This is a genomic window from Mitsuaria sp. TWR114, assembly GCF_007997345.1.
On record NZ_VOSR01000335.1, the window covers coordinates 1 to 7,675 of the forward strand.

Consider the following 7,675-nt stretch of genomic DNA (forward strand, 5'->3'; position numbering starts at 1 on the left):
AGCCGCTGTTCCGCTTCGAGCCCAATGCGCAGGGCGAGCCGCGCTGGCGGGTCGATCTCTACGGACTGGCGCGGCGCAGGCTGGCGGCGCTGGGCCTGGACGCGATCAGCGGTGGCGGCTGGTGCACCTTGAGCGAGCCGTCACGATTCTTTTCGTTCCGCCACGAACGTGTCGATGGGCTGCGCAGCGGCCGCATGGCCGCCGTCATCCGGCTGCGGTGAGACCGGCGCGCGGGCCGCCGTGGCGGCTTCGTCGGCTTGATTCGCTTTCGTCGCTTGAGCCGCTTGCGCCGCGTCGTCGGCCTCGGCCCGCCGGCGCGCGGCGCGCCGCCGTGGCGTGCCCATCAGGTACATCACGATCGAGAGCGGCATCAGGCCGTAGAACACCAGCGTGACCAGCGCGCCGAGCACCGTGCCTTGCGGGCTGAAGGCCTCGGCCACGGCCATCATCAGCACCACATACATCCAGGCGATGGCCACCAGATACATCAGCAAATTCCTCGGGTCATCGGCGACATCATCGTCACGCGGGGGTAAGCTGAACGGGCTACAAAGCGCCTGAGCATATGCGAAGCGACCTCGGTGATCCTCGTGATCGGCTGTGGCAAGCTTCTTGCTCAAGTCGGCATGAGGAGACACATGAGCGCGAACAACGCCGCGGCCGGATTCCCCGGCGCATCGTTCCCCGGTTTCGAGCAGTGGGCCCAGCAGGCACAGCAGGCCGCGGCCGGCCTGTCACATGGATTCGGCGACGCCTTCAAGCAGCTGCAGGCCATGCAGGTCGCGCCAGACGCCTGGTCGCAGCTGCAATCGGACTATCTCCGCCAAGCCGGCGAGCTCTGGAACGCGGCGCTTGCCGAGTCCCACGCGAGCGATGGCGCACCGGCCTCCGGCGCCGCGCTGAAGGACCGCCGCTTCGCCGATGCCTCCTGGAACAACAACCGCCTGGCCCACTTCACCGCGCAGCTCTACCTGCTCAATGCGAAGACGCTGCAGCGCATGGCCGATCAGGTGCAGGGCGACGACAAGACCCGCGCCCGCGTGCGCTTCGCCGTGCAGCAGTTCATCGACGCGGCCTCGCCGAGCAACTTCCTCGCCCTCAATCCCGAGGCCCAGCAGCGCGCGCTGAACACGCAGGGCGAGAGCCTCGCCCGCGGCCTACAGCTGCTGATGGCCGATGTGCGGCGCGGCCATGTGTCGCAGACCGACGAATCGGCCTTCGAGGTTGGCCGCAACGTCGCGACGACCGAAGGCAGCGTGGTCTTCGAGAACGACTTCTTCCAGCTGCTCGAGTACAAGCCGCTCACCACGAAGGTGCATGCCCGGCCGCTGCTGATGGTGCCGCCCTGCATCAACAAGTACTACATCCTCGACCTGCAGCCGGAGAACTCGCTGATCCGCCACGCGGTCGCGCAGGGCCACCGCACCTTCGTGGTGAGCTGGCGCAACCCGGATGCGGACTGCGTGCACTGGACCTGGGACGACTACATCGGCCAGGCCGCGATCAAGGCCATCGAGGTGGTGCGTGAGATCGCAGGGACCGAGACGATCAACACGCTGGGTTTCTGCGTCGGCGGCACCATCCTGGCGACCGCGCTGGCGGTGCTGGCCGCCAGAGGCCAGCAGCCCGCCGAGAGCGTCACGCTGCTGACCACGCTGATCGACTTCAGCAGCAACGGCGTGCTGGACCTGTTCATCGACGAGCAGGCGGTGAAGCTGCGGGAGATGACACTGGGCGACCAGGCGGTGAGCGGCCCCGGCCTGCTCAAGGGCCAGGAGCTTGCGACGACCTTCAGCTTCCTGCGCCCGAACGACCTGGTGTGGAACTACGTCGTCGGCAACTACCTCAAGGGCGACGCGCCGCCGGCCTTCGACCTGCTGTACTGGAACGGCGATGCGACCAACCTGCCGGGCCCGATGTACTGCTGGTACCTGCGCCACACCTACCTGCAGAACGAGCTGCGCATCCCCGGCCGCCTGACCGTCTGCGGCGAGGCGATCGACCTCGGTCGGATCCAGGCGCCGGTCTACATCTACGGCTCGCGCGAGGACCACATCGTCCCCTGGGATGCCGCCTACCGCAGCACGCAGGTCTTCAAGGGCAAGCGGCGTTTCGTGCTCGGCGCGTCCGGGCACATCGCCGGCGTCATCAATCCGCCGGAGAAGAAGAAGCGCAGCCACTGGATCGGCAAGGGCACGGCGCTGCCGGCCGACCCTCAGCAATGGCTGCAGAACGCCACCGAGCATCCCGGCAGCTGGTGGCCCGACTGGTCGCAGTGGCTGGCCGGCCACGCGGGCCCGCTGAAGGCGGCACCGCGCGCGCCGGGCGGCCGCGGCCATGCGGCGATCGAGCCGGCGCCGGGCCGTTATGTGAAGCAGCGCGCGTGAGGCCGCCCGCGCCGCGTCCAGGAGTCATCACCTTCATCCCGCTGACATCCGCAGTTCAGCAGTTTCGAAAGAGGAGCGAGTCATGAGTTCACCGCAAGACATCGTCATCGTCGCCGCGGCACGTACGCCGATCGGCAAGTTCGGAGGGACGCTGTCGAAGATGCCGGCCAGCGAGCTGGGCGCGATCGTGATCCAGGAACTGCTGCGCCGCAGCGGCCTGCAGGGCGAGCAGATCAACGAGGTCATCCTCGGCCAGGTGCTGACCGCGGGCGTGGGCCAGAACCCCGCGCGCCAGGCGGTGATCAAGGCAGGCCTGCCGGTCACCGTGCCCGCGCTGACGATCAACAAGGTCTGCGGCTCCGGCCTGAAGGCCGTGATGCTGGCGGCGCAGGCGATCCGCGACGGCGACTCCGAAATCGTCATCGCCGGCGGCCAGGAGAGCATGAGCCTGGCGCCGCACGTGCTGCCGGGCTCGCGCGACGGCCAGCGCATGGGCGACTGGAAGCTCGTGGACACGATGATCGTCGACGGCCTGTGGGATGTGTACAACCAGTACCACATGGGCATCACCGCCGAGAACGTGGCCAAGGAGTACCACGTCAGCCGCGCGCAGCAGGACGAGCTGGCGCTGGCCAGCCAGCAGAAGGCCGCGGCGGCGCAGGACGCCGGCCGCTTCACCGCCGAGATCGTGCCGGTGACGATTCCGCAGAAGAAGGGCGATCCGGTCGTCTTCGCGGCGGACGAGTTCATCAACCGCAAGTCGACCGCCGAGGCGCTCGCCGGCCTGAAGCCGGCCTTCGACAAGGCGGGCTCGGTGACCGCCGGCAACGCGTCGGGCCTGAACGACGGCGCGGCCGGCCTGGTGCTGATGACCGATGCGAAGGCGAAGGCGCTGGGACTGACGCCGCTGGCGCGGATCGCGTCCTACGCGAGCGCCGGCGTGGATCCCAAGACCATGGGCATGGGCCCGGTGCCGGCGTCGCGCAAGGCGCTGGAGCGCGCCGGCTGGCAGGCCAAGGACCTGGACCTGCTCGAGATCAACGAGGCCTTCGCCGCGCAGGCCTGCGCCGTCCATCAGGAGATGGGCTGGGACCTGAGCAAGGTCAACGTCAACGGCGGCGCGATCGCGCTGGGTCATCCGATCGGCGCGTCCGGCGCCCGGATCCTGGTGACGCTGCTGCACGAGATGATCAAGCGCGATGCCAGGAAGGGCATCGCCAGCCTGTGCATCGGCGGCGGCATGGGCGTGGCCCTGTGCGTCGAGCGCTGAGCGCGGATTTCCTTTCGCGCGTCGTATCCGTTCCGACATTCCAGGCACCCCGGCCGCGGACGCGGCGGCCCGGCGGGCCCCTCAGGAGGCAAGCAAGATGAGTCAGAAAGTTGCATACGTCACCGGCGGGATGGGCGGCATCGGCACCGCCATTTGCCAGCGCCTCCACAAGGATGGCTTCAAGGTCATCGCCGGTTGCGGCCCCAGCCGCGACCATGCCAAGTGGTTGGGCGAGCAGTCCGCGCTGGGCTACACCTTCCATGCGTCGGTCGGCAACGTCGCCGACTGGGACTCGACCGTCGCGGCCTTCGACCGCGCGATCGCCGAGCACGGCAAGATCGATGTGCTGGTCAACAACGCGGGCGTGACCAAGGACCGCATGTTCCTGAAGATGACCCGCGACGAGTGGGACACCGTCATCGACACCAACCTGAACAGCATGTTCAACGTCACCAAGCAGGTGGTGCCCGGCATGGTGGACAAGGGATGGGGCCGCATCATCAACATCTCGTCGGTCAACGGCGAGAAGGGGCAGGCGGGCCAGACCAACTACTCGGCGGCCAAGGCCGGCATGCATGGCTTCACGATGGCGCTGGCGCAGGAACTCGCCGCCAAGGGCGTCACGGTGAACACGGTCAGCCCGGGCTACATCGGCACGGACATGGTCAAGGCGGTGCGCCCGGACGTGCTGGAGAAGATCGTCGCCGGCATCCCGGTCAAGCGCCTGGGCGAGCCGGAGGAGATCGCCTCCATCGTCGGCTGGCTGGCGGGCGAGTCGTCCGGGTTCACCACCGGGGCGGACTTCAGCTGCAACGGCGGCCTGCACATGGGGTGAGAAGGGACCGAGCCCAGTCCCGCGGACTGGGCTCCGCGGCGCGATCAGTCCTTCTTCATCAACACCAGCAGCTGCGACAGGCTCTGCGCCGCCGCCTGCAGCTTGGGCAGTCCCTGCTCGAGCAGCACCTGCGGCGCGTCCGCGACGCATGGGTGCTGATGTTGATCGCCGCGACGACCTTGCCATCGCGGCCGGCGATCGGCGCGGCCACGGTCAGCACGCCGTCCTCGAGTTCCTGGTCCACCAGGCACCAATGCTGGCGCCGGGCCTGCTCGACCGCGGCGCGCAGCTCCTCCGGCGTGCGCACGGTGTTGACCGCGCGACGCGCCAGTTGCACCTGCGCCAGCCGGGCTTCGCGTTCCTCGACGGGAAGTGCCGCCAGCAGCACGCGGCCGGTCGCCGTGGCCCAGGCCGGCAGCCGGCTGCCCACGCCCATCGGATCCGACAGCACCTTGCGCATCGGCACGCGCAGCACGAAGACCGCGTCGTCGCCGTCGAGTACCGCGATGGAGACCGATTCCCGCACGTCGTTGGCCAGCTGCATCGCGATCGGCTCGGCGAAGCGCCACAGCGGCTGCGAGGACAGGTAGGCGAAGCCGAGGTCCAGGATCTTCGGCGTCAACTCGAACATCCGCCCCTCGGAACGGACGTAGCCCAGCGTCTGGAGCGTCAGCAGGATGCGGCGCGCGCCGGCGCGCGTCAGGCCGCAGCGCTTGGCCACCTCGGTCAGCGTCTGTCGGGCGTGGTGGCTGTCGAAGGTCCGGATCACCGACAGGCCGCGCGCGAAGGATTGCACGTAGCTGTCGCCGGGTTTCAGGGGAGTGAGGGGTGCGCTTTCGTCAGGGGACATGGGCGTCATGACCGCAGTATAGAAAGGCCGCGAAACGTTAATATCGCGCCCGTTTCTTTGTGATGTGACAGAGGGTGAACACCATGGCGATGGACGTTGTCGACTACGAAATCAAGGGTGCCGAGATGCAGTTCGTGGAGGTCGAACTCGACCCCGGCGAAGCTGCCATCGGCGAGGCCGGCAGCATGATGTTCATGGATGCCGGCATCGGCATGGACACGGTGTTCGGCGATGGTTCCGCCAACCAGGGCGGGTTCTTCGGAAAGTTGCTCGGTGCCGGCAAGCGGCTGGTGACCGGTGAATCGCTGTTCACCACGGTCTACACGAACCAGGCTCATGGCAAGCAGCGCGTCGCCTTCGCGGCGCCGTACCCCGGCAAGATCCTGCCGATGGAGCTGGGCAAGCTCGGCGGCACGCTGATCTGCCAGAAGGACGCGTTCCTGTGCGCGGCCCGCGGCGTGTCTCTGGGCATCGCGCTGCAGCAGCGGCTGTCGACTGGCTTCTTCGGTGGTGAAGGTTTCATCATGCAGAAGCTCGAGGGTGATGGGCTGGCGTTCGTGCATGCGGGCGGAACCGTGGTTCGTCGCACGCTGCAACCGGGCCAGACGCTGCTGGTGGACACCGGCTGCGTCGTCGCCTACACGCCGAGCGTGAGTTTCGAGATCCAGTACGTGGGCAAGATCAAGACCGCCCTGTTCGGCGGCGAGGGCCTGTTCCTGGCCAAGATGACCGGCCCGGGCGAAGTCTGGCTGCAGAGCCTGCCGTTCTCGCGCCTGGCGTCGCGCGTCTTCGCCGCGGCCCCGCAGCGCGGCGGCGCACGCGAGGAGGGCTCGATGCTGGGCGGCTTCGCCACCGGTGGCTTGCTGGGCGGCCTGCTCGGCGGCGACGACGAGTAACCGGCCCAAGAAGTTCGCGATGCGCAGACTTGCCGCAACCCTGGCGGCAAGTCTTCCGCAACGGGATGCAACGGCGGCGGTGCGCTCCACCCGCTCCGACGCCCGCCGCGTCCGCGCGTGAACGCGCCGCTTCGACGCCGCCTGCCTGACGCCCAGGTCCGTCCCAAACCCGCCCGAAACCCGCCCGAAACCCGCATCAGGCGGGCCTTGGCGGCGCTGTTCCGGGTCGGACCTAGGGAGAACCCGCCTACACTTGAGGGCTGCGTGCCGCCCGGCTCGCCGGGCATCTCCCTGTTGAGGATCTCCATGCTGTCTTCCCTCGCGCGGCCGCTGCTGGCCGCCCTGGCCGTGGCGCTGAGCGCGTCGATCGCGGCGCCGTCGGCGCTGGCCACCACCGGCAGTCCCATCTTCGTGCTGAACTCGCTGGACGCCGACGTCAGCGTGATCGATCCGAAGGACTTCCGCCAGGTCAAGCGCATCCCGACCGGCAAGGAGCCACACCACCTCTATCTGACGCCCGACCGCAAGACCATGGTCGTGGCCAACGCGCTGGGCGACTCGCTGACCTTCCTGGACCCGGTCACGGCCGAGGTGCAGCGCACCGTCCACGGCATCCCCGACCCCTATCACCTGCGCTTCTCGCCCGACATGAAGTGGCTGGTGCTGGCCGGCAACCGCCTGGATCACGTCGACATCTACAAGTGGCAGCCGCAGAACGCGGCGCAGCCGCTGGCGCTGTTCAAGCGCTTCTCCGCGCCCAAGACGCCCAGCCACCTGTCCATCGACACGAAGAGCAGCGTTGTCTACGCCAGCCTGCAGGACAGCTCGGAGCTGCTGGCCATCGACCTGAACACGATGGCGCCGCGCTGGAAGATCCCCGTCGGCAAGCTGCCGGCCGACCTCTACCTGACGCCCGACGACAAGTACCTGCTGGTGGCGCTCACCGGCGAGCGCAGCGTCGAGGTCTACGACGTCGACGGCGCGCAGCCGCGGCTGGTCAAGAAGCTGGAGACCGGCGACGGCGCGCATTCGTTCCGCGCGCTGGGCGACCGCAAGCATGTGCTGGTGAGCAACCGCGCGGCCAACACGATCAGCAAGATCGCGCTGGCGGATTTCAAGGTGGTCGACACCTTCAAGGCGCCCGGCGGTCCGGACGACATGGAGATCCTGACCGACGGCCGCACGCTGATGTTCACCTCGCGCTGGGCGCGCAAGCTCACCGTGATGGACCTGCAGACCAAGCAGATCCTGCAGCAGGTCAAGGTCGGCAAGTCGCCGCACGGCGTCTGGACGCTGGACCAGATGCCGCGCCAGTGAGCGCCGGCTGACGAGGGCCCTGGCCGTGAAGATCCCGTTCGTCCCGCGTGGTCCGGCGCGCCCAGGTCGCCTGGCGCGTCCGGTCGTGGCGCTCGCGCTCGGCATCGCCGCGAGCGAGAC

At 68.5% G+C, this 7,675-nt stretch carries 8 protein-coding genes; 6 read left to right on the forward strand and 2 right to left on the reverse strand.

The window, feature by feature from the left end; genetic code table 11:
- Positions 1 to 221: laccase domain-containing protein (locus FUT87_RS13320; RefSeq protein WP_222617141.1), on the forward strand; the 221-nt coding region annotated here is incomplete at its 5' end.
- Here the strand turns inward: FUT87_RS13320 and FUT87_RS13325 are convergent.
- Positions 141 to 620, reverse strand: coding sequence for a hypothetical protein (locus tag FUT87_RS13325; RefSeq protein WP_310735192.1), 480 nt, complete (start codon positions 618 to 620; stop codon positions 141 to 143). The two genes, FUT87_RS13320 and FUT87_RS13325, sit on opposite strands and share 81 nt — an antisense overlap.
- 18 nt (positions 621 to 638) lie before the next feature.
- Between FUT87_RS13325 and phaC the strand changes: the two genes are divergently transcribed.
- The 3 genes from phaC to phbB all read left to right on the forward strand — a co-directional run bounded on the left by phaC (position 639) and on the right by phbB (position 4,492).
- The gene (gene phaC, locus FUT87_RS13330; protein ID WP_254783603.1) at positions 639 to 2,387 is read left to right on the forward strand and encodes a class I poly(R)-hydroxyalkanoic acid synthase; all 1,749 of its coding nucleotides are present in this window, start codon (positions 639 to 641) and stop codon (positions 2,385 to 2,387) included.
- A gap of 82 nt (positions 2,388 to 2,469) precedes the next feature.
- Positions 2,470 to 3,657 (forward strand): acetyl-CoA C-acetyltransferase, encoded by a 1,188-nt coding sequence (locus FUT87_RS13335; protein ID WP_147241245.1) that lies wholly within the window; start codon positions 2,470 to 2,472, stop codon positions 3,655 to 3,657.
- Positions 3,658 to 3,754: 97 nt separating this feature from the next.
- A complete protein-coding gene (gene phbB, locus FUT87_RS13340; RefSeq protein WP_147241246.1) occupies positions 3,755 to 4,492 on the forward strand; it encodes an acetoacetyl-CoA reductase in 738 nt (245 codons plus the stop codon).
- Positions 4,493 to 4,550: 58 nt separating this feature from the next.
- Here phbB and FUT87_RS13345 read toward each other — a convergent pair whose 3' ends face one another.
- On the reverse strand, positions 4,551 to 5,351 hold the full coding sequence (locus FUT87_RS13345) for an IclR family transcriptional regulator C-terminal domain-containing protein (protein WP_310735201.1): 801 nt from the start codon (positions 5,349 to 5,351) through the stop codon (positions 4,551 to 4,553).
- A gap of 74 nt (positions 5,352 to 5,425) precedes the next feature.
- Here FUT87_RS13345 and FUT87_RS13350 point away from each other — a divergent pair, with 74 nt between their 5' ends.
- Both FUT87_RS13350 and FUT87_RS13355 read left to right on the forward strand, forming a co-directional pair.
- A complete protein-coding gene (locus tag FUT87_RS13350) occupies positions 5,426 to 6,238 on the forward strand; it encodes a TIGR00266 family protein (RefSeq protein ID WP_147241333.1) in 813 nt (270 codons plus the stop codon).
- Between the two features lie 306 nt (positions 6,239 to 6,544).
- The gene (locus tag FUT87_RS13355) at positions 6,545 to 7,555 is read left to right on the forward strand and encodes a YncE family protein (protein WP_147241334.1); all 1,011 of its coding nucleotides are present in this window, start codon (positions 6,545 to 6,547) and stop codon (positions 7,553 to 7,555) included.
- Positions 7,556 to 7,675: the final 120 nt, after the last annotated feature.